This is a genomic window from Pseudomonas sp. 30_B, from assembly GCF_017491605.1.
Lineage (GTDB): Bacteria > Pseudomonadota > Gammaproteobacteria > Pseudomonadales > Pseudomonadaceae > Pseudomonas.
Genome location: NZ_JAFGYY010000008.1, coordinates 1 through 24,902, shown reverse-complemented (window position 1 = coordinate 24,902; position 24,902 = coordinate 1). Strand labels below are relative to the sequence as shown.

General features: G+C 66.3%; 23 protein-coding genes. 11 read left to right on the top strand and 12 right to left on the bottom strand.

The features are described 5' to 3' along the window. Nucleotides 1–2 precede the first annotated feature (2 nt). The gene (locus J5M67_RS10780; protein WP_207885489.1) at nucleotides 3–605 is read left to right on the top strand and encodes a DsbA family protein; all 603 of its coding nucleotides are present in this window, start codon (nucleotides 3–5) and stop codon (nucleotides 603–605) included. Then, nucleotides 598–2,391 (top strand): ABC transporter ATP-binding protein, encoded by a 1,794-nt coding sequence (locus J5M67_RS10775; RefSeq protein ID WP_207885305.1) that lies wholly within the window; start codon nucleotides 598–600, stop codon nucleotides 2,389–2,391. The genes J5M67_RS10780 and J5M67_RS10775 overlap by 8 nt, the downstream gene beginning before the upstream one ends. On the opposite strand, the gene J5M67_RS10770 is transcribed toward J5M67_RS10775, so the two are convergent. Then, complete coding sequence (locus J5M67_RS10770; protein ID WP_207885304.1) at nucleotides 2,392–3,279, bottom strand: class I SAM-dependent methyltransferase; 888 nt, start codon at nucleotides 3,277–3,279, stop codon at nucleotides 2,392–2,394. A 120-nt stretch (nucleotides 3,280–3,399) separates the two neighbouring features. Further along, nucleotides 3,400–4,503 carry a helix-turn-helix transcriptional regulator gene (locus tag J5M67_RS10765; protein WP_243434620.1) on the bottom strand — a complete coding sequence of 368 codons (1,104 nt, stop codon included), beginning with the start codon at nucleotides 4,501–4,503 and terminating at the stop codon, nucleotides 3,400–3,402. A 402-nt stretch (nucleotides 4,504–4,905) separates the two neighbouring features. On the opposite strand from J5M67_RS10765, the gene J5M67_RS10760 reads away from it, so the two are divergent. Further along, on the top strand, nucleotides 4,906–7,299 hold the full coding sequence (locus tag J5M67_RS10760) for an EAL domain-containing protein (RefSeq protein WP_207885303.1): 2,394 nt from the start codon (nucleotides 4,906–4,908) through the stop codon (nucleotides 7,297–7,299). Between the two features lie 76 nt (nucleotides 7,300–7,375). Further along, nucleotides 7,376–8,164 carry a TenA family transcriptional regulator gene (locus tag J5M67_RS10755; protein ID WP_207885302.1) on the top strand — a complete coding sequence of 263 codons (789 nt, stop codon included), beginning with the start codon at nucleotides 7,376–7,378 and terminating at the stop codon, nucleotides 8,162–8,164. Between the two features lie 48 nt (nucleotides 8,165–8,212). Here J5M67_RS10755 and J5M67_RS10750 read toward each other — a convergent pair whose 3' ends face one another. From J5M67_RS10750 to J5M67_RS10740, 3 genes are all read right to left on the bottom strand, one after another. After that, entirely contained in the window at nucleotides 8,213–9,169 is a 957-nt protein-coding gene (locus tag J5M67_RS10750) for a zinc-binding alcohol dehydrogenase family protein (RefSeq protein WP_207885301.1), read from the bottom strand. A 25-nt stretch (nucleotides 9,170–9,194) separates the two neighbouring features. Further along, nucleotides 9,195–9,356, bottom strand: coding sequence for a DUF1427 family protein (locus tag J5M67_RS10745; RefSeq protein ID WP_207885300.1), 162 nt, complete (start codon nucleotides 9,354–9,356; stop codon nucleotides 9,195–9,197). A gap of 1,053 nt (nucleotides 9,357–10,409) precedes the next feature. After that, a complete protein-coding gene (locus J5M67_RS10740; RefSeq protein WP_207885299.1) occupies nucleotides 10,410–11,177 on the bottom strand; it encodes a helix-turn-helix transcriptional regulator in 768 nt (255 codons plus the stop codon). A gap of 300 nt (nucleotides 11,178–11,477) precedes the next feature. Between J5M67_RS10740 and hppD the strand changes: the two genes are divergently transcribed. The 4 genes from hppD to J5M67_RS10720 all read left to right on the top strand — a co-directional run bounded on the left by hppD (nucleotide 11,478) and on the right by J5M67_RS10720 (nucleotide 15,265). Next, nucleotides 11,478–12,563, top strand: coding sequence for a 4-hydroxyphenylpyruvate dioxygenase (gene hppD / locus J5M67_RS10735; protein ID WP_207885298.1), 1,086 nt, complete (start codon nucleotides 11,478–11,480; stop codon nucleotides 12,561–12,563). Nucleotides 12,564–12,614: 51 nt separating this feature from the next. After that, nucleotides 12,615–13,256 (top strand): maleylacetoacetate isomerase, encoded by a 642-nt coding sequence (gene maiA, locus J5M67_RS10730; RefSeq protein ID WP_207885297.1) that lies wholly within the window; start codon nucleotides 12,615–12,617, stop codon nucleotides 13,254–13,256. 114 nt (nucleotides 13,257–13,370) lie between these two features. Then, nucleotides 13,371–14,786 (top strand): amino acid permease, encoded by a 1,416-nt coding sequence (locus J5M67_RS10725; RefSeq protein ID WP_207885296.1) that lies wholly within the window; start codon nucleotides 13,371–13,373, stop codon nucleotides 14,784–14,786. Nucleotides 14,787–14,887: 101 nt separating this feature from the next. Next, the gene (locus J5M67_RS10720; protein WP_207885295.1) at nucleotides 14,888–15,265 is read left to right on the top strand and encodes an MliC family protein; all 378 of its coding nucleotides are present in this window, start codon (nucleotides 14,888–14,890) and stop codon (nucleotides 15,263–15,265) included. A 176-nt stretch (nucleotides 15,266–15,441) separates the two neighbouring features. Here the strand turns inward: J5M67_RS10720 and J5M67_RS10715 are convergent, their stop codons facing one another. Further along, nucleotides 15,442–16,362, bottom strand: a complete 921-nt coding sequence (locus J5M67_RS10715; RefSeq protein WP_207885294.1) for a nucleoside-binding protein — start codon at nucleotides 16,360–16,362, stop codon at nucleotides 15,442–15,444. Between the two features lie 240 nt (nucleotides 16,363–16,602). On the opposite strand from J5M67_RS10715, the gene arfB reads away from it, so the two are divergent. Next, nucleotides 16,603–17,016 carry an alternative ribosome rescue aminoacyl-tRNA hydrolase ArfB gene (gene arfB / locus J5M67_RS10710; protein ID WP_207885293.1) on the top strand — a complete coding sequence of 138 codons (414 nt, stop codon included), beginning with the start codon at nucleotides 16,603–16,605 and terminating at the stop codon, nucleotides 17,014–17,016. 123 nt (nucleotides 17,017–17,139) lie between these two features. On the opposite strand, the gene J5M67_RS10705 is transcribed toward arfB, so the two are convergent. Continuing rightward, nucleotides 17,140–17,937 (bottom strand): 2-keto-4-pentenoate hydratase, encoded by a 798-nt coding sequence (locus J5M67_RS10705; RefSeq protein WP_207885292.1) that lies wholly within the window; start codon nucleotides 17,935–17,937, stop codon nucleotides 17,140–17,142. A gap of 11 nt (nucleotides 17,938–17,948) precedes the next feature. Continuing rightward, the gene (locus J5M67_RS10700; RefSeq protein WP_207885291.1) at nucleotides 17,949–18,842 is read right to left on the bottom strand and encodes a TauD/TfdA family dioxygenase; all 894 of its coding nucleotides are present in this window, start codon (nucleotides 18,840–18,842) and stop codon (nucleotides 17,949–17,951) included. Nucleotides 18,843–18,964: 122 nt separating this feature from the next. Between J5M67_RS10700 and J5M67_RS10695 the strand changes: the two genes are divergently transcribed. Beyond that, nucleotides 18,965–19,999, top strand: a complete 1,035-nt coding sequence (locus J5M67_RS10695) for an AraC family transcriptional regulator (protein WP_207885290.1) — start codon at nucleotides 18,965–18,967, stop codon at nucleotides 19,997–19,999. Between the two features lie 270 nt (nucleotides 20,000–20,269). Here J5M67_RS10695 and J5M67_RS10690 read toward each other — a convergent pair whose 3' ends face one another. The 4 genes from J5M67_RS10690 to J5M67_RS10675 all read right to left on the bottom strand — a co-directional run bounded on the left by J5M67_RS10690 (nucleotide 20,270) and on the right by J5M67_RS10675 (nucleotide 22,940). Next, nucleotides 20,270–21,466, bottom strand: a complete 1,197-nt coding sequence (locus J5M67_RS10690) for an amino acid aminotransferase (protein ID WP_207885289.1) — start codon at nucleotides 21,464–21,466, stop codon at nucleotides 20,270–20,272. Beyond that, nucleotides 21,463–21,819 (bottom strand): 4a-hydroxytetrahydrobiopterin dehydratase, encoded by a 357-nt coding sequence (locus tag J5M67_RS10685; RefSeq protein ID WP_207885288.1) that lies wholly within the window; start codon nucleotides 21,817–21,819, stop codon nucleotides 21,463–21,465. Before J5M67_RS10685 ends, J5M67_RS10690 begins: the two co-directional genes overlap by 4 nt. A gap of 111 nt (nucleotides 21,820–21,930) precedes the next feature. Beyond that, nucleotides 21,931–22,719, bottom strand: coding sequence for a phenylalanine 4-monooxygenase (phhA, locus tag J5M67_RS10680; protein WP_207885287.1), 789 nt, complete (start codon nucleotides 22,717–22,719; stop codon nucleotides 21,931–21,933). Next, nucleotides 22,716–22,940, bottom strand: coding sequence for a hypothetical protein (locus tag J5M67_RS10675; protein ID WP_207885286.1), 225 nt, complete (start codon nucleotides 22,938–22,940; stop codon nucleotides 22,716–22,718). Before J5M67_RS10675 ends, phhA begins: the two co-directional genes overlap by 4 nt. Before the next feature lie 38 nt (nucleotides 22,941–22,978). On the opposite strand from J5M67_RS10675, the gene J5M67_RS10670 reads away from it, so the two are divergent. Further along, on the top strand, nucleotides 22,979–24,541 hold the full coding sequence (locus J5M67_RS10670; protein ID WP_207885285.1) for a sigma-54-dependent transcriptional regulator: 1,563 nt from the start codon (nucleotides 22,979–22,981) through the stop codon (nucleotides 24,539–24,541). The last annotated feature ends 361 nt before the right edge of the window (nucleotides 24,542–24,902 follow it).

Sequence of the window (24,902 nt, the reverse complement as noted above, 5' to 3'; positions counted from 1 at the left end):
CGATGTGCTCCTGGTGCTGGGGTTTCGCCCCGGTGGCCGGGCAGCTGGTCGAGCAGGCGCGCGCCGCCGGCGTGCCGTTGGCGCTGGTGATGGGCGGGCTGCGCACGGGGCAGGGCGCCGCACTGGAGCCGGCCACCAAGCGCTACATTCTCGAGCACTGGCAGGCGGTGCACGACGCTACCGGCCAGCCGTTCCGCTTCGAGGGGGCGCTGCCCGACGGTTTCGTCTACGACACCGAGCCGGCCTGCCGGGCGGTGGTCACCGCCCGACGCCTCGACGAAGACTGCGCCTGGGCGCTGGTCGGCCTGATCCAGCAGGCGTTCTACGCCGAAGGCCGTGACGTCACCCAGGCCAGCGTGCTCACCGAGCTGGCCGAACGCGCCGGTCTGCCGCGCATCGAGTTCGCCGCAGCCTTCGACAGCCAGGAAAACCACCTGGCGACCCTGGCCGATTTCTCCTGGGCCCGCGACCTGGGTATCGCCGGCTTCCCCACGCTGCTGGCCGAGCGCGATGGCCAACTGGCCCTGCTGACCAACGGCTACCAGCCGCTCAGCGAGCTGGCGCCGCTGCTGGATCGCTGGCTGGAGCGCGGGCGGCATGCCTGAGCTGTCCGCTGACCGCCTGAGCTGGGCGGAGATTCGCCGGCTCGCTTTCCGCCACCGCAAGGCCCTGCTCCTCGCCAACCTGGTCGCCGTGCTGGCCACTGCCTGCAGCGTGCCGATCCCGCTGCTGCTGCCGCTGCTGGTGGACGAAGTGCTGCTGGGCAAGGGCGACGCCGCCTTGCAGGTGATGAACCACTGGCTGCCCGACGGCTGGCAGAAGCCCGCCGGCTACATCGGCCTGATGCTGCTGGTGACCCTGGTGCTGCGCAGCTGCGCGCTGGTGTTCAACGTGCTCCAGGCCAGGCTGTTCGCTCGGCTGTCCAAGGACGTGGTGTACCGCATCCGCCTGCGTCTGATCGAGCGCCTGAAGCGTATCGCCCTGAGCGAGTACGAAACCCTCGGCGGCGGTTCGGTCAGCGCGCACCTGGTCACCGATCTCGATACCCTCGACAAGTTCGTCGGCGACACTCTGAGCCGCTTCCTGGTGGCGCTGCTGACCCTCTGTGGCACCGCCGGCATCCTGATCTGGATGCACTGGAAGCTGGCGCTGCTGATCCTGCTGTTCAACCCGCTGGTGATCTTCGCCACGGTGCAGCTGGGCAAGCGCGTCAAGCACCTGAAGAAACTGGAGAACGACAGCACGGCGCGCTTCACCCAGGCGCTGACCGAAACCCTGGAAGCCATCCAGGAAGTGCGCGCCGGCAACCGCCAGGGCTTCTTCCTCGGCCGCCTGGGTGTGCGCGCTCGCGAGGTACGCGACTATGCGGTGGCCTCGCAGTGGAAGAGCGACGCGGCCGGACGCGCCAGTGGCCTGTTGTTCCAGTTCGGCATCGACCTGTTCCGTGCGGCGGCGATGCTCACCGTGCTGTTTTCCGACCTGTCGATCGGCCAGATGCTCGCGGTGTTCAGCTACCTCTGGTTCATGATCGGCCCGGTGGAGCAACTGCTCAGCCTGCAATACGCCTTCTACGCCGCCGGCGGCGCGCTGACCCGCATCAACGAGCTGCTGGCCCGCGCCGACGAGCCGCAGTATCCGCCGCGCCGCGATCCCTTCGTCGGTCAGGGCACGGTTGGCATCCAGGTGCGCGACCTGAGCTTCGCCTACCGCGACGAACGGGTGCTCGATGGCATGGACCTGGACATTGCCGCCGGCGAGAAAGTCGCCATTGTCGGCGCCAGCGGCGGCGGCAAGAGCACCCTGGTGCAGTTGCTGCTGGGTCTTTACCAGCCGCAGTCCGGCAGCATCCGCTACGGCGGCGTGGCGCTGGAAGAAATCGGCCTGGCTTGCGTGCGCGAGCATGTGGCCGTGGTGCTGCAGCACCCGGCGCTGTTCAACGACACGGTGCGCGCCAACCTGACCATGGGCCGCGAACGCAGCGACGAAGCCTGCTGGCGCGCGCTGGAAGTGGCGCAACTGGCGGACACCATCCTCACCCTGCCGCAAGGCCTGGACAGCGTGGTGGGCCGCTCCGGCGTGCGGCTCTCCGGCGGCCAGCGGCAGCGCTTGGCCATCGCCCGCATGGTGCTGGCCGAACCCCGGGTGGTGATCCTCGACGAGGCGACCTCGGCGCTGGATGCGGCCACCGAGTACGCCTTGCACCAGGCGCTGGGGCGCTTCCTGGAAGGGCGCACCACCCTGATCATCGCCCACCGCCTGTCAGCGGTTAAGCAGGCGGACCGGGTGCTGGTGTTCGATGGCGGGCGCATTGCCGAGGATGGCGATCATCAGCAGCTGATCGCCGAAGGCGGGCTCTATGCCCGCCTGTACGGTCACTTGCAGCAGAACTGATCAGCCGAAGCGGGTGACCTCGAGGAAGCTCACGCAGTTACCCAGGTCGTGGAAGATTCGCGTTTGGCTGATGTCCTTGTGGGTGATGCCCTGCAGCAGGTCGATCAGCTCGGCGTCGCTGCGGTAGTGCGGCTCCCAGTCCAGCAGCCCCTCCAGATAGGCGATGTCCGGTATCCCCGGCAGGAAGTTGCTCAGCAGCAGGCGCCCGCCCGGCAGCAGGCGGGCGAACAGGTTGCGGGTGAGGTCGTGGGCGTCCTGGTCGTTGAGGACTTCATAGAGCCCGGCGCAGTAGATCAGGTCGAAATGACGGAGGTCGTTGCGGCTGTAGAACAGCTCGTCGAGGCCGCAATGCACGGCCCGGATGCCTTGCGCGGCGTAGCAGGATTCCACGGTTTGCAGCGACTGGAGCTGGGCCTCGAGGGCGACGAACTCGCGGAAATGCCCGTCGCGCACGGCTCGCGAAAGGTCCGCCTCGCGCAGGTGGCCGCAGCCCACGCAGAGGATGCGCGCCTGACCGCCGAATTGCTCGCAGGTGCGGTCGATCTCCCGTGCCAGCAACTGGCGGCGCGAGCGCAGGGCGCGCGAGGCGGGCGCGGAACTGGCGTAGCGGAACAGCTCATCGGTGGGCCCGTCGGGCAGCACGGAGGGCAGGGTGCTGTCGATGCCGTAGAGATAATCCAGCAGCACGGCGTTGCCGGCACCTTCGCCCATCGGCCGCTCGCGCCGGCGGGGGAAGGGCAGGACCCGGGATTGTTCCACGGGCGCTGAGTGACCGATGGCCAGCGCCAGCAACTCGGAGTTGCTGTCCTTGATGCGGCGCAGTTGCCGTTCGAGTTCTTCGATGGCTTGAGTGATCGATTCCGGATTCTGCTGGGTCCGATTGTCCATTGCCGTCCACCTGGGATGCCGATTGCGTGGCCGGCCCTTGCCGGGCCGGTACTTCAGTCATCACGTTAGGGGGGACGCGGCCGCAGGCCATCATCTGAATGAATGATGAAGTTCGCCGGATCAGCGCTGCCCCAGGCGCATCAGCAAGCTGACCAGCTCCGCCTGGCGGCTGGTGTGGGTCTTGCGGAACAGCGCGCGCAGCTGGCTGCGCACGGTATTGATGGAGGTGCCCAGGTACTCGGTGCATTGCTCCGGCGAAAGTCCGCGTACCAGAAGGTCGCCCAGGCGCTGCTCGGCCGGGGTGAGGCCGAACAGTTCGCTGAGCAGGCGGCTCTGGCGCTGCGGGTCGAGCAGGGCGAGCAGGGCCAGAGGGCGCTGGAAGTTCTGGTTGAAACCGGCCTCGGCCGGCACCGGGGTGACCAGCAGCTCCAGCGCGCTGCCATCGCTGAGCGGCAGCCATCCCGCCTTCCCCTTGCCCTGGCGCGGTGCGGCGTGGCGCACCAGCGCCTGCAGGCGGGCATTGTGCTGGCGGCAATGCAGGCGTCCGAACACTTCGTAGAACGCCGCCTTGGGCTGCCCCAGTTGCCGTTGCGCGGCCTGGTTGGCATAGAGCACCCGGGTGTCGCCGTCGAGCAGCCACAGCGGCGTGGGATGCTGGTCGAGCAGCAGGTCGCGCTTGGCCAGTTCCTGGCGCATATCGCCGATCCGCTCGAACATCCGTGCGGCGCGGATCAGGTGCTGGCTCAGGCGGTTCAGCAGGGCCTGTTCGTCGGCTGTGGGGTAGCGTGCGCCGACGCTGGTCAGCACCGACAGGTAGATGCCGGCGGTGGCCTGCTCGTTGAGCTTCAGGCACGACACGTTGAGCATGTCGTTGGGCAACTGGAACTCCTGGTAGTAAGGGTCGCGGCGGATTCGCTCCGGGCCGTACTCCATCAGGTCGTGGTACCAGTTGCCCACGGGGCGGTGGAGCATGAAGCCCTTGGACGGATCGATATTGCAGAAATCGCGGTTGTAGAGCTCGATGGCGCCGGGATCGCACAGATTGATCTCGCTGGCCAGGGCACCGTCCTGGGTCTGGTCCCAGAACAGCAAGGCACCCTGCTGGCGGCCGGTGGCGTCGATCAGTCCCGAGAGCAAGGGCAGCCAGGCGCTCTCGTCCAGCACGCATTCATAGGAAAGCCCCACCAACTGGTCGTACAGCACTTCCATATCCCGACTCTGCATGGGGTTACTCCGGGCTTGCAGATTGCACGATTGGCAGAGGTATGACTCATGGCATTTGTTCGCGCAAGTGCCGGGAAGGCGCATCGTGGCGGGCCGCCGGTCGGACGCAGGGCTGCCGACGAATGGCTGTGAGGAACAAGAAGAGGCATTGGGCCATCAGCGTTTCAGCAGAACAACACGTCGACAGCCGAGCGGGAGCCCTGCAATGCGGTTTGAGGATTTTCCGTGATCGGCTATGAGTAAAGAGTAGTAATAGAGAATTTCCCCTAGGCGGCGCGAGCCTGATCCGCCCGGTGCGGCTTTCCAGGGATAAGAAGAAGGAAGTCTGAGCACGTTATGGATGCCTTGGGGCTTATGCCGACTCGTCGAAGAACCCGGCTGCTGCGGCTGATATGGCCGTTCATGGCAGTGGTACTGCTGCAGGCGCTGATTGCCGCGGGCAGCCTGTACATTCTTTCCGGCGTGCGGGCGTACGTGGGCGGGGAAAGCCTCTGGTCCAAGGGGCAGAAGGATGCCATCCACTACCTGCAACGCTATGGCCAGACCCGAGCCCCGGAAGACTACCGCCGCTACCAGACCGCCATTGCCATCCCGCTGGGCGACCGCACCTTCCGCACGGCCCTCGACCAGGACCCGCCGGACATCGAGCAGGCGCGGCAGGGCGCGCTGGAGGGCGGCAATCATCCGGACGACGTCAACAGCCTGATCTGGCTGTACCGCTACTTCCACGAATACAGCTTTTTCGACGAGGCGGTGAAGCGCTGGATCATCGGCGATACCTACCTCGACCAACTCCTGCAGGTGGCCGACGAGATGCACGGCAGCATCCGCGCCGGCACCGTGAATCCCGGCGACCTGAGCTACTGGAACGACCGCATCCAGGGCATCAACGACGGCGTGACGCCGGCTGCCATGGCCTTCTCCGCGGCCCTGGGCAAGGGCTCGCGGATGTTGATGTGGGTGCTGCTGGTGATCAACTGCCTGGCGGGGCTGGCGCTGATCCTCCTGGCGATCTGGCGCACCCTCAAGCTGGTGCATCAGCAACGGGTCTTCGAAAGTGCCCTGGACACCGAGCGGGAGCGCGCCCAGACCACCCTGGCGGCGATCGGCGACGGCGTGGTGACCCTCGATGCCCAGGAGTGCATCGCCTATTTCAACCCGGCCGCCGAGCGCCTGATCGGCTGGGACAGTTCCATGGCCGTGGGCCTGCCGCTGCGGTCGCTGCTGCGGATAATCGACGAGGCCGACCAGGAGGAGGGCCTGCCGCTGGTAGGGCAGATCCTGCGCGGCGAAGTGGACGGCGGCAGCGAGTCGAGCAAGCTGATCCAGCGCCTGGACGGCACCAGCGTGGCGGTGACGCTGGTGGGCACGCCGATCCATGCCGATGGCAAGGTGGTTGGCGTGGTGCTGGTCATGCATGACATGACCCGCGAACGCCAGTACATGGCCAGCCTGTCCTGGCAGGCGACCCACGACGCGCTGACCGGCCTGACCAACCGTCGCGAGTTCGAATTCCGCCTGAAGCAGGCGATGGAGCGCTCGGTGCACATGGACGACCGCCATGCGCTGATGTACCTGGACCTGGACCAGTTCAAGCTGGTCAACGACACCTGCGGCCACGCCGCCGGCGACGAACTGCTGCGCCAGGTGTGCTCGGTGCTGCAGCAGTGCCTGCGCGACGGCGACACCCTGGCGCGGCTGGGTGGCGACGAGTTCGGCATCCTGCTGGAGAACTGCCCGCCGGAAATGGCCGAGCAGATCGGCGAGCGCATCCGCCTGACCGTCCAGGGCCTTCATTTCATCTGGGAGACCCGGCCATTCAACATCACCGTCAGCATCGGCGTGGTGCATGTGTCGTCGATGCTGGTGTCGGTGGAGGAGGCGCTGCGCTGCGCCGACATGGCCTGCTACATGGCCAAGGAGAAGGGCCGCAACCGCGCCCAGGTGTTCCGCCCCGACGATACCGAACTGTCGACCCGCGTCGGCGAGATGGCCTGGGTCCAGCGTATCCGCCTGGCGCTGGACGAGGAGCGCTTCTGTCTGTACGGACAGCCGATCTACCCGGTCGATCCGGATGCGCAGGAGGGCGCCCATGTCGAATTGCTGCTGCGCCTGAACGACGAGAGCGGGCGGCTGGTGGCGCCGATCAATTTCATCCCGGCCGCGGAGCGCTATGGCCTGATGACGGAGATTGACCGCTGGGTGGTCGAAAACGCCTTCAAGATCCTGGCTGCCCGCGCGCTGGAGGGGGACTACGAGCCGATCCATACCTGCGCGATCAACCTGTCCGGAGCGACCATCGGCGACGACACCTTCCTCGACTTCCTCCGCGACCTGCAGCCGCGCTACGGCATCGCCCCGGCGAGCATCTGCTTCGAGGTCACCGAAACCAGCGCGATCGCCAACCTGGTCAACGCGACCCGCTTCATCCAGGAGCTAAAGGCCCTGGGCTACCGCTTCTCCCTCGACGACTTCTGCGCCGGCATGTCCTCCTTCGTCTACCTCAAGCATTTGCCGGTGGATTACCTGAAGATCGACGGCAGTTTCATCAAGGACATGCTCGAAGACCCCATCGACCGGGCCATGGTCCAGGTGATCAACCAGATCGGCCATGTCATGGGCAAGCGCACAGTGGCGGAGTTCGTCGAATCGCAGGAAATCCTCGAAGTTTTGCGGGAGATCGGCGTCGATTATGCTCAGGGCTATGGCCTCGCCCGACCGCAACCCTTCACTCGCAGCTTCCTGCGTGAGGCGGAAATGGCGACCGCTGGAGCGAACACAACCTCCGGACGGTGACGCCAGCGGCGCGGAGGACTAATCTGAGGCCAGTTTGACCGGTGCTTGCATGGATTGATCGGCAACGGAGCCTTGGATGAACGAGACCTTTGTTCGTAGTGGGCCGCTCAAGGAGCTTTCCAGTTACCCCCTCTGGGCCCAGCGCCTGGTGCAGGACTGCGAGAGCAGTCGCCTGGCGGTGGTCGACCACCCGTTCTACGCGCGCCTGCGCGACGGTCAGCTCAGCCGCCAGACGCTGCGCGCCTTCCTCATCGGCGGCTGGCCGGTGGTGGAGCAGTTCCCCCTGTACATGTCGCAGAACCTGCTCAAGACCCGCTTCGGCCGCAGCCCCGGCGAAGACATGGCGCGGCGCTGGCTGATGCGCAACATCCGTGTCGAGCTCAACCATGCCGACTACTGGCTGCACTGGGCCGAGAGCTACGGTGTGACCCTGGCCGAACTCAAGACCCAGCTGGTACCCGGCGAGCTGCATGCCCTCAGCCACTGGTGCTGGTACACCTGCTCCAGCGATGAGCTGGCGCTGGCCATGGCGGCCACCAACTATGCCATCGAAGGTGTCACCGGCGAGTGGTCGGCGCTGGTCTGTTCCAGCGACGCCTACGAGCGCACTCTGCCGGCGGGCAGCCGCAAGAGCGCCATGCGCTGGCTGAAGGTGCATGCCCGTTACGACGACGATCACCCGTGGGAGGCACTGGAGATCATCTGCACCCTCAACGGCCCGCAACTCTCGGTGCCGCGCTGCCTGGCCCTGCGCGAGGCGATCTGCAAGAGCTACGGCTACATGCGCATGTTCCTCGATCACTGCATGGTGCTGGAGCAGGCGCACAGCGGCTCGCGGCGGCGGCCGATGCAGGCCGCGGGGTAGATCGCGGGGCAGGTCGGCGCGGGCGCATGACCTGCCTCGTGCGGCCAATCAAGGCACCAGAATGATCTTCTCGCTGCTCCCTTCATTGATCTCCCGGTAACGCTGCACACCCTCGCTCAGCGGCACTTCGCGCAGGCCGGAGGGCAGCGGTAGCTTGCCGTCGTCGAACCACTGGCCGAACTCCCGCAGCATGCCGGCGCAGGCCACCGGATCGTAAAGCAGCGAATTGACCCCGACCACCGTGCCGCCACGACGGTACAGCGCCAGGGCCGGCAGGTGCACGTGGCCATCCACCGGCGCTGCGATGATGGCGATGCGACCGAATGTACCCAGGGCGGCAACCGCCGCCGGCAGCCAGAAGCCGGTGGTGTCGAAGATCACCTCGGCGCCGCCCGGAAAGTGCTCTTCCACCTGGGCAGGCAGCGCTTCGGCAGAGCCCAGCAGGATGCTCCGGATACCCTGCGCCAGCAGCTCCGCTTGCGACTCGGCGCGGCGCACCGCGCCCAGCACTTCGGCGCCACGGGCCGTGGCCAGGGCGATGGCTGCAGCGCCAACCGCGCCCGAACCTATCACCAGCAGGCGCGTGCCGGCGCGCACCTGGCTGCGCTCCAGGGCGTCCCAGGCGGTGGTGTAGGGCACGCCGCAGCTGGCGGCCTGGGCGAAGCTCATGCGCTCGGGCATCAGCGCCACGCCGCCGGCCGGCACGCTCATCAGTTGCGCGTGGCTGCCATCGCGGGTGAAGCCCAGGCCCTTGCCGGTGCCCCAGACGGACTTGCCCAGCAACTCGGCCGGGCCTTTCACCACGGTCCCGGCGAAGTCGCGGCCCGGCACGCGCGGGACAGTGGTGTAGGGGAAGCGACCCAATACGTTCTTCACGTCGCTGGGGTTGAGGCCGGCGGCGTGGATTTCCACCAGGACCTCGTCGGCGGCGGGCACCGGGTCGGGCAGTTCGGTGAAGCTCAGGGCGGCGAGGTCGCCGGTACGGTCGAATTGCAGGGCTTTCATGGCACGGGTCCGTAATTGTGAGTGGTCAATGCAGCCAGCGGCTGAGCAGTGGCATGGCGTTCTCGCCGATCTGCATGCCGAGCAGGCCGATCAGCGCCACCAGCGGCGGCGCCGGCGAGCGGAAATCGAGAAAGTGGTAGGCCAGGCCGACGGCGATGCCGATGGCCAGGGAAATCAGGTAGCTCATGCTGGTCTCCGCGCGGTGCTTGGCGGCTGAAGAGGGATGTATGAAGTCTAGGGCGGGGGACCGGTTGGCGCCGGTCATTGGCTTCGGAATATCGGACAGATGTGGGGCGGACGGATTGGATAGGTGTGCCAGGTGGGGCTTTCGTAGGAGCGGACTCTGTCCGCGATGCTTTTGTTTGGGTGTTTCTGCGCCGCTTCGGCGTGTGCTGAGAGATTTTGTTTCGCCCCCTCGGGCGAGTCCCTTTTGTCAAACGACACAAAAGGAACCAAAAGGTCTTGCCCCATCATCCGGGTCTCGCTTCGCGAGACTCCCCTCGCTCCATCGAAGTTTCAGGGGCACGCCGCGAAGGGCCATCCCTGGCCCATCGCGGCTCTCGCGACATCCATGTCGCTCAACCCCTGAAACTCCGATTCCACTCGGCCTCCTGAAGGGGCGCTCGGAGTGCGCGGATATTTCTCTGGAAGTCTTAGAGAGCCAGAGCCAGAGCCAGAGCCAGAGCCAGAGCGGAGCTGCGCTCCCGTAGGAGCGGATCTTATCCGCGAAATCTGTCGCGGATGGCTCCTCTCAAACAGGGGAATGCCAACGCATCGCGCCTACGTAGGAGCGGACTCTGTCCGCGATGTTTGTGCAGGGCGAATAACGCGCAGCGTTATCCGCCGCGATGGGTATCGCTTCGCTCCACACCATCCTACGAAGAGCAATCCAGCATGAAGCAGCCAAAGTATCAGGCGCGTGCAGAGTCCCGTCAGGAGGCCGAGTGGAGGTATTGCGCAGAGGGGCGAGCGGCATGGATGCCGCGAGAGGCGTAAAGGGCCATGGATGGCCCTTGTACGCCGACCCTCGGAGCGATACCGGAGCGAGGGGACCCCGGCGAAGCCGGGGCCGGATGTCGGGACGAGCCCTTTTGGTTACTTTTTGGGGGGCGGCCATCCGTCGTTTGAGAAAAGTGACTCGCCCGAGGGGGCGAAACAAAATCTTTCAGCACACACCGAAGCGGCGCAGAAACACCCAAGCACCAAGGCGAATAACGCATCAGGCGCCCCTGCAGATTGACTACCTCCCGCAATACTCCGACGGCGAAACCCCCAACTCCCGCCTGAACATCTCGCTGAAGCTCCCCGGCTGATACCCCAGTGCATGGGCGATCTGCCCCACCGGCAGCCCCTCGCTCAACTGCGCCACCGCGGTTGCCAGCTGCACCTGCCGGCGCCATTGGGCGAAGCCCATGCCCAGGCTGCGCTGGAACAGCCGGGCGAGGGTGCGCACGCTGGCGCCGGCGTCGGCGGCGTGCTGCTCGAAGGGGATTTCCTGGGACGGCTCGGCCATCACCGCCAGGCAGAGATTCAGCAGGCGGCGGTCGGACTCATCCGGCAGCGGCACGCGCAGCAACAGGCTGCGGGCCCGTTGCAGCTCCAGCACGGCCAGCTGCGACAGCGCCTGGTAATAGTCGGTGTCCGGTTCGCGCTCGTGCTCGACCAGGTGCACGATCAGCTCGCGCAGCAGGCCGCCGACTTCGAAGGCCTGCACCTGCTCGCCCAGCGAATCGGCGGTGCCGGGCCGCAGGTAGATATTGCGCATCTGCAACTCGCTCACCACCCGGATGCCATGGGGCACCTGCGGTGGCAGCCAGACGGCGCGGTTGGGCGGCACCAGCATGGCTTCCTGCGGTGTCTCCACCCACATCACCCCGGACATCGCATAGAGCACCTGCCCCCAGTCGTGGGAGTGCGGCTCGATGTGCAGGCTACGCGGGTAGCTGCGGGCCAGGGCACGGAGGGACGCGGTGGTGGCGTCGAAATCGGGGGGAGCGGCGCGGGCCATGGCGGGATTCGGCGGTGGAGATGCGCCGCATGGTAGCCGCAGGCCGCGTTCGCTGGCGAGCTGGGTTGCACGCGGTGGCACGCTGGCACACCGCATTGTAACGAATTCTTTACGGTGCGGCGGCACGCCGCAGGGGGCTTTGCCCGGCGTAAGGTTTTCTTGCCGCGCAGCCAGGGCCGGGCAGGGTGGCGCGGCGTGGGGGTGGCTTGTCCGAAGGGGCGCGGACGGTTGAGATGAAGGCATTCCAGACGCCTGGACGGCCCGCGCCGTACCAGCCGATAACGACAATGAGGAGGCCGGATGAACGCCGTGTCCAAGATCGAGCAGCACAACCCCATCGGTACCGACGGCTTCGAGTTCGTCGAATTCACCGCCCCCGACGCCCAGGGCATCGAGCAACTGCGCCAGCTGTTCACCGGCATGGGCTTCACCGAGACCGCCAAGCACCGTTCCAAGGAAGTCTTCCTGTTCCAGCAGAACGACATCAACATCGTGCTCAACGGCAGCCCCACCGGTCACGTCCACGAGTTCGCCAAGAAGCACGGCCCGAGCGCCTGCGCCATGGCCTTCCGGGTGAAGAACGCCGCCCAGGCCGCCGCCTACGTCGAGTCCAAGGGTGCCAAGCTGGTGGGCAGCCACGCCAACTTCGGCGAGTTGAACATCCCCTGCGTCGAAGGCATCGGCGGTTCGCTGCTGTATCTCGTCGACCGTTATGGCGACAAGAGCATCTATGACGTCGATTTCGAGTTCATTAAAGGCCGCAGCGCCAACGACAACGCCGTCGGCCTGCTGTCCATCGACCACCTGACGCACAACGTCAAGCGCGGCCAGATGGATGTCTGGTCCGGCTTCTACGAGCGCATCGCCAACTTCCGCGAAATCCGCTACTTCGACATCGAAGGCAAGCTCACCGGCCTGCTGTCCCGCGCGATGACCGCGCCGTGCGGCAAGATCCGCATCCCGATCAACGAGTCGGCCGACGACAAGTCGCAGATCGAGGAATTCATCCGCGAATACCACGGCGAAGGCATCCAGCACATCGCCCTGGCCACCAACGACATCTACGAAACCGTACGCAAGCTGCGCGCCAACGGCGTGGACTTCATGGTCACCCCGGACACCTACTACGCGAAGGTCGACTCCCGCGTCGCCGGCCACGGCGAGCCGCTGGACCAGTTGCGTGAGCTGAACATCCTGATCGACGGCGCACCGGGCGACGACGGCATCCTGTTGCAGATCTTCACCAACACGGTGATCGGCCCGATCTTCTTCGAAATCATCCAGCGCAAGGGCAACCAGGGCTTCGGCGAGGGCAACTTCAAGGCCCTGTTCGAATCCATCGAGGAAGACCAGATTCGCCGTGGCGTAATCTCCGAGACCAAGTAACCGTCACTCGCGCCGACCGCTCCCATTCGCGGTCGGCGCCGGAGAGCCGCCATGCTGACCCTCTATTCCTACTGGCGCTCCAGCGCCGCGTACCGGGTGCGCATCGCGCTCGGCCTCAAGGGCCTGGCCTACCGCCAGGTGCCGGTGCACCTGGTCAAGGACGGCGGCCAGCAGCACGCCGCCGACTACCAGGCGCTCAACCCGCAGGAGTTGGTGCCGCTGCTGGTGGACGGTGACGCGCGCATCGCCCAGTCCCTGGCCATTCTCGAATATCTGGAAGAAACCCATCCGCAACCGAGCCTGCTGCCGCGCGATGCGCTGCAACGCGCCCAGGTCCGCGCGCTGTCCCTGCACATCGCCTGCGACATCCACCCGCTGAACAACCTGCGCGTGCTGCAGTACCTCAGCGGTCCGCTGGGCGTGGCGGACGAGGCGAAGAACGCCTGGATTCGCCACTGGGTCGAGACTGGCCTGCACGCGGTGGAAAAGGGCGTCTCCGGCTGGACCGGCCCGCTGTCCCTCGGCGAGCGCCCTGGTTATTTCGAGGCCTGCCTGATTCCCCAGCTGTACAACGCCCGCCGCTTCGACTGCGATCTCTCCGGCTGCCCGCGCCTGCTCGCCATTGCCGCGCGCTGCGAGTCCCTCGAAGCCTTCCAGCAGGCCGCTCCGGAGGTGCAGCCTGACGCCCAGTAAGTCCTTCCGTTCCACCGCTCTTTAGCCTTGCCTTGCCCGTTCTGCACAATACGAACCGCCCAGCCACAAGCCGGGCGGCCGATTCACGTCACAGATAAAAACAACAGGTGACGCATGACGCGTGAAACTCAACACGCAGGCCAGCTCCAGCGCGGCCTGAAGAATCGCCATATCCAGTTGATCGCCCTCGGCGGCGCCATCGGTACCGGGCTGTTCCTCGGTTCCGCCGGCGTGCTCAAGTCCGCCGGGCCCTCGATGATCCTCGGCTACGCCATTGCCGGTTTCATCGCCTTCCTGATCATGCGCCAGCTCGGCGAGATGATCGTCGAGGAGCCCGTCGCCGGCTCCTTCAGCCACTTCGCGCACAAGTACTGGGGCGGCTTCGCCGGCTTCCTCTCGGGCTGGAACTGCTGGGTGCTGTACATCCTGGTGGGCATGTCGGAACTCACCGCGGTGGGCAAGTACATCCACTACTGGTGGCCGGACGTGCCGACCTGGGCCACCGCCGCGCTGTTCTTCGTGGTGGTCAACGCCATCAACCTGTTCAACGTGAAGGCCTTCGGCGAGGCGGAGTTCTGGTTCGCCATCATCAAGGTCGCCGCCATCGTCGGCATGATCGTCCTGGGCTGCTATCTGCTGGCCAGCGGCACCGGCGGCGAGCAGGCGGCGGTGAGCAACCTGTGGAGCCACGGCGGGTTCTTCCCCAATGGCATCAGCGGGCTGGTGATGGCCATGGCGATCATCATGTTCTCCTTCGGTGGCCTGGAGATGCTCGGCTTCACCGCCGCGGAGGCCGACCAGCCGAAGACGGTGATCCCCAAGGCGATCAACCAGGTGATCTACCGCATCCTGATCTTCTACATCGGCGCGCTCACCGTGCTGCTCTCGCTGACCCCCTGGGACAGCCTGCTGCAGACCCTCAACGCCTCCGGCGACGCGTACAGCGGCAGCCCCTTCGTGCAGATCTTCTCGATGATCGGCAGCAGCACCGCCGCCCATGTCCTCAACTTCGTGGTGCTGACCGCCGCGCTGTCGGTCTACAACAGCGGCACCTACTGCAACGGCCGCATGCTGGTGGGCCTGGCGGAGCAGGGCGACGCACCGCGCGGCCTGGCCAAGGTGGACGAGCGTGGCGTGCCGGTGCGCTCGCTGCTGGTCTCGGCGGCGGTGACCTTCCTCGCCGTGCTGGTGAACTACCTGGTGCCGGCGCGCGCGCTGGAGCTGCTGATGTCCCTGGTGGTCGCCGCGCTGGTGATCAATTGGGCGATGATCAGCCTGGCGCACCTGAAGTTCCGCGCACGCATGGATGCCGAGGGCAAGCGCACCGTCTTCCGCGCCGTGGCTTATCCGACGGCCAACTGGCTGTGCCTGGGCTTCGTGGTGTTCATCCTCGGCGTCATGCTGCTCACCCCGGGCATCCAGGTGTCGGTCTACGCCATCCCGGTGTGGCTGCTGGTGATGTACGGCTGCTATCGCCTCAAGCGTCAGCCGGCGGCGCACGGCGAGCGTGGTGCGGTCCTTGCCGACTGACAGGGTGGCTTGCTCCTACGAAAGGTCGGGCCGCGTGTGATTGACCACGCGGACCGACCTTTCCTAGAGTGACCGGGCCATTTTTCGTCAGAGGGAAACCCATGAAAAAAGCACGTTGGCTGCTCGCGGCGGCCGTGCCGGTCCTGCTCGTCGCCTGTGGCGGCGAAGAGAAGAAGGCGCCGCAGGTGGATGCGCTGGTCCTGCCCGGCGACGCCAAGCTGGATTCGCGCAGCGTCTCCTACAAGTGCGAGGACGGCCGCAAGTTCGGCGTCCAGTACCTGAACAAGGGCGACAACAGCCTGGCCGTGGTGCCGGTGACCGATGCCTCGACCCTGGTGTTCGCCAATGTCATCTCCGCCTCCGGCGCCAAGTACGCCGCCGGCCAGTACGTGTGGTGGACCAAGGGCCAGGACGCCACCCTGTACAAGGACTGGAAGGGCGGTGAACCGGCGGATGGCGTGGCCTGCAAGGAGAGCTGACCTCTTTTCCCGCCCATGAAAAAGCCCGGCTCATGCCGGGCTTTTTCATGGGCGTGCCTTCGGTGGGATTGTGCCGGGCGGGTTCGCGAGCAAGCTCGCTCCTACGAAAAGCTTGTCCTGCGCGGGCCGCTCCCTGTAGGAGCGAGCTTGCTCGCGAACCGCCGCCACTCCCGACGCTAGAAGGTGAACTCCAGGTTCACCGTCGGCGTCGAGGTACGGGTACCGCGACCGCCGTCCACGCCGAACTTGTTGTGCCAGTACTCGTAGCCCACGCCGACCCAGAAGTTCGGCTGGCGCTTGGTGCCCGGCAGGGTGGCGAACATCAGCGAGGTGCGGACCAGGGTTTCCGGCGCGGTGTCGTTGTCGTTGTAGTCCTCGCCCTTCTCCCCGGTGTAGTTCATGAAGCCCTGGAACTTCGCCCCGTGGTCGCCCAGCTGGAACGGCCGCAACCAGGTCAGGTTGACCATGTAGGTGGCGTCGAAGGTGTGGTCGGGGTGCTTCACGTTGGGGATGCCCGAGTGGTTCTTCTCGCGGTAGTAGAACAGCGAGAGGTCCAGTACGCCGGGGCTGTTGAACTTGAGGGTCGGGCCGAACACCAGGGCGCGCTTCTTCGCCGAGCCACGGTTGTTGTTGCGGCTGGCATCGAAGCCGAAGGTGAAGGCGTAGTCCTTCACCAGCCCCGTGCCCAGCGGCGTGTCGAGTACCCGTGAGGCGAACAGCTGGCTGCGGAACACCCCGTAGACCTCGCTGCTGCCCTCATTGGTGCCCTTGCGCGGATCGTTGTTGTCGGATTCCAGCACGTCCAGGTGGAAGAAGTTGCTGCCGTAGCGGTAACCGTCCGCGTGGCTGAAGCTGAAGATGTTCTTGCTGATGTAGTTCGGGTTGTTCGGGTTGGTGAAGTCCTTGCCGTAGCGGTACCCGAGGGTATTGCTGGTCCACTCGAAAATACGACCATCATCGGCCTGCGCCACGCCCCAGGGGGCGACGATCAGCGCGGTGCCGAGGGCGAGCCAGCGACCGTTGCTCAGGCGGCGGCTGGAACGCGGTTGGAGGCGGGCGGCTTCAGTGGCCGCTGGCGCCAACACGGTTGGAAACATGCTGCACCTCAATCTTGTTTTTGTTATGGGGCCCGCGTGCCGCAGTTCGCGCTGCGGCCGGTGACAGGAAAGGGTTCTAATGGCGAATTGACGACATTGCAAGAAAAACTTGTACACAACTTCGTATACAAAAGTTGATCCAAAAGTCAGGAAATGGCTCTGCGCAGCGGCCTAGATAGCCTAGGGACAGATGTGCCCCGGCGCGATATGCTGCAGATATTTCCCAGCAGAACCGCCGCCATGCTGCAGATTTCCAACGCCGTGCAGATCCCCGACGCCGAGATCGAGCTGAACGCCATTCGCGCCCAGGGCGCCGGCGGGCAGAACGTCAACAAGGTGTCCAGCGCCGTGCACCTGCGCTTCGACATCCGTGCGTCGTCGCTGCCGGAGTTCTACAAGGAACGCCTGCTCGCCCTGAGCGACCAGCGGATCACCGATGAGGGCGTGGTGGTGATCAAGGCGCAGCAGTACCGCACCCAGGAACAGAACCGCGAGGACGCGCTGAACCGCCTGGCGGAGCTGATCCGCAGTGCCGGGAAGGTGGAGAAGAAACGCCGTCCGACCAAGCCGACGCTGGGCTCCAAGACGCGTCGACTGGAGGGCAAGAGCAAGCGCGGGGCGATCAAGGCGGGGCGGGGGAAGGTGGATTACTGAGCGCCGGGCCCTGAGTGCTCGCGTAACCGTGGCAACGGATGTTCAGCATCAGCCATGCAGAAATGGCGGGCCGGAGCCCCTGTAGGAGCGGGCCATGCCCGCGATCGCTCGCATGGCGCGCTTCTACAGGTACGGTGCTCCCCCCTCGAAGCTGCACCCAACCCGCCCCAGCCCTTCGATCTCCAGCTCGAACACATCCCCCGGCGCGACCTGCGACATCGGCGCCAGCGCCCCGCACAGCAGGACGTCGCCCGCTTTCAGCGGCGCCCCCAGGCGCGCCATGCGCCGGGCCAGCCACAGGGCGATGTCGAGCACCGCCGCGATGCTGGTCTGGGTGGGCGGGAACGCGGGGCCGCCGTTGCGCTGTAACTGCACCGCCAGCGCCTTGCCCTCCAGTTTCTCCAGCGCGACCGGCTGGCTGCCGGTGAGATAGAGACCCGCGCAGAGATTGTCGGCAATCGAGTCGAGCAGGCCGATCTGCCAGTTGGCCACGGCGGTGTCGTTGATCTCGATGGCCGGAACCGCGCCGTCGAGGCAGGTGCGCAGGGTGGCGGGGTCCGGCTCTCCCTCGGGCAGGTTGCGGCCCACCAGCAAGGCGATTTCCGCCTCGATACGTGGCTGCAGCAGGCGCTCGCGGGAGATACGCGCGCCGCTCTGGCAGCGCAGTTCGGCAAGCAGTCGGCCATACACGGGCTCATCGACCTTCAGCGCGGCCTGCATCACCGGCGAGATCAGCCCGGCCTTGGCGCCGGCCAGGCGATGTCCGGCGGCCAGCGCGAGGTCAATGCCCAGCGCCTGTACGCGGTAGGCGTCGTCGAGCCCGGTCAGGGCATAGGTGGCCGCCGGAGCGGCAATCGGCGTTCGGCTGACGCGCGCCTGGGCCAGGGCGCGGGCGGCGGCTTGGTGGTTGTCGGTGCTCATGGCGCGTCTCCTCAGCGGCTGGGGATGTCGCCGACCACGGTGGTGCGGTACATCTCGCGGCGCATGCCGTGGTAGTCCGACACCGGGTAGTGCCAGGTGCTGCGGTTGTCCCAGATCGCCAGGGTACCCTGGGTCCAGCGCATGCGGCAGGTGAAGGCGGGCTGGGTGGCGATGCCGAACAGGTAGTCCAGCAGCGGTTGCGACTCGGCGGGGCGCATGCCCTTGATGCCGCTGGTGTAGGCGGGGTTGATGAAGAGGATCTTCTTGCCGGTTTCCGGATGGCGGGTGACCAGCGGGTGGGAGCGCACTTCGCCGTCGTGGCTGCCGTAGCGCACCGCCATGTTTTCCATCAGGTCGTTGTGCTTGGCCTCGGCGCCGTAGGCGCGCTCCGGGCTGTGGATGGCGTCGAGGGTTTCCAGCTGGGCGCGCAGCTTGGGCGACAGCCATTCGTAGGCCAGCGCCAGGTTGGCGTAGAGGGTGTCGCCGCCGAACGGCGGGATGTCATGGCCATAGAGCAGGGTGAAGGCCGGCGGACGCTCCTGGAAGGACCAGTCGGTGTGCCAGGCGCCGCCGAACACCACCGGCGTCTTCTCGTTGGCCTCCTTCACCACTCGCACCACGTGGGGATGGTCGTCCATGCCGACCACATAGGGTTCGCGGCCGAATTCGCCAAAGCGCAGGGTCACGGCTTCGAGGTCTTCCACGTCCAGCGACTGGCCACGGATGAACAGCACCTTGTGCGCCAGCAGGGCCTGGCGCAGTTCGGCGTAACCATCCTCGCCCAGCTGCCGCAGATCGACGCCGGTGACGTCCGCGCCGATGGCGCCGGTGGCGGGGACGATGCCGAAGTGGCGGTACTCGGCCGCTCGGTTCTGGCTCGGCAGGGTGTAGAAGAACTCGAACATGGGGAAGCCTCTTGTGGGTGTTATTGGCCACTCAAGGATGGTCAGCATGCGCGCTTTCTTCCATGATGATCAGCGCCAAAAATTGATTTTCTCCGCCAGCAGGTACCGACACGGAGGCCGCGATGGATTGGCGTCAGGTTCGTGAGATCACCGGGGTGCGTTACCTGATCGATACCGCACGTGAAGCAGGGCTGGCGCCAGAGGCCTGTTTGGTGGGTAGCGCCATCACGCTGGCGGACCTGCAGTCGCGCGCGGTACGTATCCAGGCCTGGCAGGAGCTGGCGGTGATCCGCAATGTGTTGCAGCACATCGGCCGTCCCGGCCTGGGGCTGGACGCTGGCCAGCGCTACCACCTGACTTCCCTCGGTCACCTCGGTTTCACCATGCTCGCCAGCCGTACCTTGCAGGAGGCCTTCGAGACGTTCGGTCGCTTCCAGAGCCTGGCGCTGACCCTCTGCCCGGTCAGCAGCGAGCCCGAGGCGCGCGGCGTCTGGCTGGTCTACGACGACACGGTGCTGCCCGAGGACGCCCGGCCCTTCGTGGTGGAGCGTGGCATCTCCGGGTGCCTGCAATTGTCGCGGGAGCTGCTGCAGCGTCCGCTGCACCCGTTGGCTATCGAGCTGAAGAGTGCCGAGCCGACGGACGTGGCATCGTTCCACGCGCTGTTCGGATTGGTCCCGCGCTTCGCCGCGCGGCGCAACGCGATGCTGTTCGCCAAGGAGGACCTGCTGGCTCCGCTGCCGCAGGCGCACATCAGCGCTCGCGACAGTGGCGAGCAATTGTGCGAGCAGTTATGCGGCGAGCTGGCTCTGACCCTCGCCGCCACGCCTACTGCGCGCCAGGTGCAGCAATTGTTGTTGCGCGAGTCCGCCAGTCTGCTGGGCGGCGGCCAGGTAGCTGGGCGGCTGGGGGTGTCCGAACGCACTTTGCAGCGTCGCCTGGCGGAGGAAGGGCAGAGCCTGCAGGCGCTCAACGACGGCATCAAGCAGCGGCTCGCCGAGCGCCTGCTGCGGGAGTCGCGCATGGACCTGCAGGAGGTCGCCCAGTGTCTGGGCTATGCCGAGGCGGCCAGTTTTTCCCGCGCATTCCGGCGCTGGACGGGGCAGACGCCGGGGCGCTGGAAGCGTCGGGGGGACGCGCTGGTCCAGCCTTCTTGATACGGGCACAGGCGCAACCGTTCTGGGCGGACCCGTAGGATGGCGTGGAGCGGAGCGATACCCATCACGGCGGATAACGCCGCGCGTTATTCGCTCTACGGGCGAGGGGGCGCGCCGGCTGCATTTCGTAGGTGCTCATCCGGCTGCGTGAGTGCAGTGCTGGGCCTTCGCGGACAAGGTCCGCTCCTACCGTCCCGACGCTTGTATCGAACCGTTCTGCCGGCAAAAAAAGACCGGCCAATGGGCCGGTCGAGGGGGAAGAAAGCGGCTTCAGCGGCAGACGCTGGCGATGGCCAGCGCCAGGTCGCCCAGGCGTTCGGCATCGAGCCCGGCGACGTTGGCGCGGCCACTGCCGACCATGTACACGCTGTGCTCCTCGCGCAGGCGGCGCACCTGCTCCGGCGTCAGGCCGGTGTAGGAGAACATCCCGCGCTGGATGGCGATGTGGGCGAAGCGCTCGGCCAGGCCGTGCGGGCGCAGCGCTTCCACCAGCCCCAGGCGCAGGTCGGCGATGCGCGCGCGCATGCCGTCCAGCTCGTCCAGCCAGAGCGCCTTGAGGTCCGTGTCGCCGAGGATGGTGGCGACCACTTCGGCGCCGTGGGCGGGCGGGGTGGACCAGAGGTTGCGCGCCATCAGCGCCAGTTGGCTGCGCACGTCGGTGAGCTTGGCGGCACTGCCGGCGCAGACGATCAGCGCGCCGGTGCGGTCGCGGTAGAGGCCGAAGTTCTTCGAGCAGGAACTGGTGATCAGCATTTCCGGCAGGTTGTCGGCGAACAGCCGTACGGCGCGGGCGTCCTCTTCCAACCCATCGCCCAGGCCCTGGTAGGCGAAGTCCATCAACGGCAGCAGCTCGCGGCGGCGCACCACGTCCAGCACGCGCTGCCAGTCGTTGTAGGCCAGGTCGAAGCCGGTAGGGTTGTGGCAGCAGGCGTGCAGCAGCACCACGTCGCCATGGGGCACGCGCTCCAGCGCGCTGATCATGGCTTCGACGTCGAGGCGGTTATCGGCATCGACATAGGGGTAGTGCGACACGCGCACACCGGCGGCGGCGAACAGGCTTTCGTGGATCGGCCAGGTCGGGTCGCTCAGCCAGATGCTCCTGCCGGGCAGGCAGCGAGCGATGATGTCCGCCGCCAGGCGCAGGGCACCGGTGCCGCCCGGGGTCTGGGTGGCGTCGGCGCGCTGGGTGGCCAGCAGGCGCGAGTCGGCACCCAGCACCAGTTCGCACAGACGGGCGGCGAACAGCGCGTCACCGTGGCCGCCGACATAGCTCTTGGTGGTCTCGGTTTCCACCAGGCGCTGCTCGGCGAGCTTCACCGCGCGGGGAATCGGCGTCAGGCCCTGGGCGTCCTTGTAGACGCCCACGCCAAGGTCGAGCCGCGCCGGGTTCGGGTCGGCCCGGTAGGCGTCGAGCAGGCCGAGAATCGGGTCACCCGGCACCCGGGTGACCTTGGCGAAATGACTCATTTGCGGCCCTCGGCGGTTTGCGCCACCTCGTCGGTGCGGGCGGCCATGATGAAGTCGTTGCGGTGCAGGCCCTTGAGCTCGTGGCTCCACCAGGTGACGGTGACCTTGCCCCACTGGGTCAGCAGGTCGGGGTGGTGGCCTTCTTTCTCGGCGATGGCGCCGATGGCGTTGGTGAACGCCAGGGCATGGCGGAAGTTCTTGAACAGGAAGACCCGCTCCAGCTCCATGTGGCCGTCGCGGACTTCGATGTTCCAGTCCGGAATCTGCTTGATCAGTACCGCCAGTTCTTCGTCGGACACCTTCGGGGCGTCGGCGCGGCAGGCTTCGCAATGGGCTTGGGTGAGTGCGGTCATGGGATTCTCCTCAATAGGGGCCTTGTGGGAGGCGTAGGAGCGGACTCGCGAATCATCTTACGTTCGCGACCGGGTCCGGTCCTAGGCGCAGATAGGGGGAAATGCAGCGGATCAGGCCGCCTGCTTGGGCGGAAACTTCGGCGCGTGCAGGCCCAGCTGCATGGCCTCGCGCACCAGCGCCATGATGTCCTGGTGAGCCAGTTCGAACAGACGCTTGAGTTCCGGCAGCACGAAGTACAGCGGCTGCAGGATGTCGATGCGGTAGGGCGTGCGCATGCATTCCAGCGGATCGAAGGCCTGATGCTCGGGGACATTGGAGAGACTGTAGACGGTCTCCTTCGGCGAGGAGAGGATGCCGCCGCCGTAGATGCGCGTGCCCTGCGGGGTGTCGAGCAGGCCGAATTCGATGGTCATCCAGTAAAGGCGGGCGAGGAACACGCGTTCTTCCTTGCTGGCGGCCAGGCCGAGCTTGCCGTAGGTGTGGGTGAACTCGGCGAACCAGGGGTTGGTCAGCAGCGGGCAGTGGCCGAAGATCTCGTGGAAGATGTCCGGCTCCTGCAGGTAGTCCAGTTCTTCCGGGGTGCGGATGAAGGTGGCCACCGGGAACTGCTGGCTGGCCAGCAGTTCGAAGAAGGTCTGGAAGGGAATCAGCGCCGGCACCCGTGCCACGCGCCAGCCGGTGGTGGCTTGCAGCACCTGGTTGATTTCGCCCAGTTGCGGGATGCGCTCATGGGGCAGGCCGAGTTGTTCGATGCCGTCCAGGTATTCCTGACACGCGCGGCCCTCGATCACTTTCAACTGGCGGGTGATCAGGGTGTTCCAGACCTGGTGTTCGGTTTCCGGGTAATGGATGAAACCGTTCTCGTCAGGTTGGCGGGCCACGTACTGCGTTGTCTTCATGGGTCCTCCGGCGGCGAGGCCTTGTTGTTGTGATGCCCCAGAAATAGCGCGAGCGATGCCGGCGCACAGCCCCCGGATAGAGCCTCGGCGGCCTGGATAGTCATCAAATCCGTAAAGAAATGCTTACGACTTGGCGTGAAAGCATCGGGCCACGGCTTGAAGGTGCGTCCATGTGTCACATATTCTTGACGGAAATTTCCGGTGGCCTTGCGAATATCCACGCCGGAACGCCCATCAGAACCACAATCACGGGCCCGCCATGCGCATCAAAGTGCACTGCCAGAACCGCGTCGGCATCCTGCGCGACATCCTCAACCTGCTGGTCGACTACGGCATCAACGTCAACCGCGGCGAAGTCGGCGGCGAGCAGGGCAACGCCATCTACCTGCTCTGTCCGAACCTCATCAACCTGCAGTTCCAGTCGCTCAAGCCCAAGCTCGAAGCGGTGCCCGGCGTGTTCGGCGTCAAGCGCGTCGGCCTGATGCCCAGCGAGCGCCGTCATCTGGAATTGAACGCGCTGCTGGCGGCGCTGGACTTCCCGGTGCTGTCGATCGACATGGCCGGGCAGATCGTTGCCGGCAACCGGGCGGCCGCGCAGCTGCTGGGCGTGCGCGTCGACGAGGTGCCGGGCATCCCGCTGTCGCGCTACGTGGAGGACCTCGACCTGCCCGAGTTGGTGCGGGCCAACAAGGCGCGCATCAATGGCCTGCGGGTGAAGGTGAAGGGCGATGTGTTCCTCGCCGACATCGCGCCGCTGCAATCCGAGCACGACGAAAGCGAGGCGCTGGCCGGGGCCGTGCTGACGCTGCACCGCGCCGACCGCGTCGGCGAGCGTATCTACAATGTACGGCGCCTGGAGCTGCGTGGGTTCGACAGCATCTTCCAGAGTTCGCGGGTGATGGCCGCCGTGGTCCGTGAGGCACGGCGCATGGCGCCGCTGGACGCACCGCTGTTGATCGAAGGCGAGACCGGCACCGGCAAGGAATTGCTGGCCCGTGCCTGCCACCTGGCCAGCCCGCGCGGGCAGTCGCCATTCATGGCGCTGAACTGCGCCGGCCTGCCCGAGTCCATGGCCGAGACCGAGCTGTTCGGCTACGGCCCCGGCGCCTTCGAAGGCGCTCGCCCGGAAGGCAAGCTCGGCCTGCTGGAGCTGACCGCTGGCGGCACCCTGTTCCTCGATGGCGTGGGCGAGATGAGCCCGCGATTGCAGGCCAAGCTGCTGCGCTTCCTGCAGGACGGCTGCTTCCGTCGGGTGGGCAGCGACGAGGAGGTGTATCTGGATGTGCGGGTGATCTGCGCCACCCAGGTCGACCTGTCCGAGCTCTGCACCAAGGGCGAATTCCGCCAGGACCTCTACCACCGTCTCAACGTGCTGTCGCTGCACATCCCGCCGCTGCGCGAATGCCTCGACGGCCTGGAGCCGCTGGTGGAGCACTTCCTCGACCAGGCCAGCCGGCAGATCGGCTGCGGCCTGCCCAAGCTGGCGCCGCAAGCGCTGGACCGCCTCGGCCGCTACCACTGGCCGGGCAACGTGCGGCAACTGGAGAACGTGCTGTTCCAGGCGGTTTCGCTGTGCGAGGGCGGTACCATCAAGCCCGAACACATCCGCTTGCCGGATTACGGCGCGCCGCATCCGTTGGGGGACTTTTCGCTCGAAGGTGGGCTGGATGTCATCGTCGGGCGTTTCGAGAGGGCGGTGCTGGAGCGGCTCTATCGCGAGCACCCGAGCAGCCGGCAACTGGGCAAGCGGTTGGGGGTGTCGCATACGACCATTGCCAACAAGTTGCGGCAGCATGGGTTGGGGCAGAGCGAGGAGTCGTAGAGTCGTAGGGCGCATAACGCCTCTGGGGTTATCCGCCGTCTTGATCGGTGTTCCTGCGCCGCTTCGGAGTGTGCTGGGGCTTTTTGTTTCGCCCCCTCGGGCGACCCACTTTGGCAAACGACCCAAAGTGGGCAAAAGTCTCTGCCCCATCATCCGGCCCCGGCTTCGCCGGGCTGATTCGCTTCGCTCACCCTGCGGGCCAGCCTTCGGCTGTTACTACGCTGCGCTCCGTTTCCCTCGCTCCATCGAAGTTTCAGGGGCCCGCCGCGAAGGGCCATCCCTGGCCCATCGCGGCTCTCGCGGCATCCATGCCGCTCAACCCCTGAAACTCCGATTCCACTCGGCCTCCTGAAGGGGCGCT

Excerpts from the sequence above, each read along its gene's own strand:
- J5M67_RS10750 (WP_207885301.1), bottom strand. The coding sequence starts at position 9,169 with ATGAAAGCCCTGCAATTCGACCGTACCGGCGACCTCGCCGCCCTGAGC.
- J5M67_RS10740 (WP_207885299.1), bottom strand. The coding sequence starts at position 11,177 with ATGGCCCGCGCCGCTCCCCCCGATTTCGACGCCACCACCGCGTCCCTC.
- J5M67_RS10700 (WP_207885291.1), bottom strand. The coding sequence starts at position 18,842 with ATGTTCGAGTTCTTCTACACCCTGCCGAGCCAGAACCGAGCGGCCGAG.
- J5M67_RS10725 (WP_207885296.1), top strand. The coding sequence starts at position 13,371 with ATGACGCGTGAAACTCAACACGCAGGCCAGCTCCAGCGCGGCCTGAAG.
- maiA (WP_207885297.1), top strand. The coding sequence starts at position 12,615 with ATGCTGACCCTCTATTCCTACTGGCGCTCCAGCGCCGCGTACCGGGTG.
- J5M67_RS10775 (WP_207885305.1), top strand. The coding sequence starts at position 598 with ATGCCTGAGCTGTCCGCTGACCGCCTGAGCTGGGCGGAGATTCGCCGG.
- J5M67_RS10685 (WP_207885288.1), bottom strand. The coding sequence starts at position 21,819 with ATGACCGCACTCACCCAAGCCCATTGCGAAGCCTGCCGCGCCGACGCC.
- J5M67_RS10745 (WP_207885300.1), bottom strand. The coding sequence starts at position 9,356 with ATGAGCTACCTGATTTCCCTGGCCATCGGCATCGCCGTCGGCCTGGCC.
- hppD (WP_207885298.1), top strand. The coding sequence starts at position 11,478 with ATGAACGCCGTGTCCAAGATCGAGCAGCACAACCCCATCGGTACCGAC.
- J5M67_RS10755 (WP_207885302.1), top strand. The coding sequence starts at position 7,376 with ATGAACGAGACCTTTGTTCGTAGTGGGCCGCTCAAGGAGCTTTCCAGT.
- phhA (WP_207885287.1), bottom strand. The coding sequence starts at position 22,719 with ATGAAGACAACGCAGTACGTGGCCCGCCAACCTGACGAGAACGGTTTC.
- J5M67_RS10670 (WP_207885285.1), top strand. The coding sequence starts at position 22,979 with ATGCGCATCAAAGTGCACTGCCAGAACCGCGTCGGCATCCTGCGCGAC.
- J5M67_RS10705 (WP_207885292.1), bottom strand. The coding sequence starts at position 17,937 with ATGAGCACCGACAACCACCAAGCCGCCGCCCGCGCCCTGGCCCAGGCG.
- J5M67_RS10780 (WP_207885489.1), top strand. The coding sequence starts at position 3 with ATGTGCTCCTGGTGCTGGGGTTTCGCCCCGGTGGCCGGGCAGCTGGTC.
- J5M67_RS10760 (WP_207885303.1), top strand. The coding sequence starts at position 4,906 with ATGGCAGTGGTACTGCTGCAGGCGCTGATTGCCGCGGGCAGCCTGTAC.
- J5M67_RS10765 (WP_243434620.1), bottom strand. The coding sequence starts at position 4,503 with ATGCAGAGTCGGGATATGGAAGTGCTGTACGACCAGTTGGTGGGGCTT.
- J5M67_RS10720 (WP_207885295.1), top strand. The coding sequence starts at position 14,888 with ATGAAAAAAGCACGTTGGCTGCTCGCGGCGGCCGTGCCGGTCCTGCTC.
- arfB (WP_207885293.1), top strand. The coding sequence starts at position 16,603 with ATGCTGCAGATTTCCAACGCCGTGCAGATCCCCGACGCCGAGATCGAG.
- J5M67_RS10770 (WP_207885304.1), bottom strand. The coding sequence starts at position 3,279 with ATGGACAATCGGACCCAGCAGAATCCGGAATCGATCACTCAAGCCATC.
- J5M67_RS10695 (WP_207885290.1), top strand. The coding sequence starts at position 18,965 with ATGGATTGGCGTCAGGTTCGTGAGATCACCGGGGTGCGTTACCTGATC.
- J5M67_RS10715 (WP_207885294.1), bottom strand. The coding sequence starts at position 16,362 with ATGTTTCCAACCGTGTTGGCGCCAGCGGCCACTGAAGCCGCCCGCCTC.
- J5M67_RS10690 (WP_207885289.1), bottom strand. The coding sequence starts at position 21,466 with ATGAGTCATTTCGCCAAGGTCACCCGGGTGCCGGGTGACCCGATTCTC.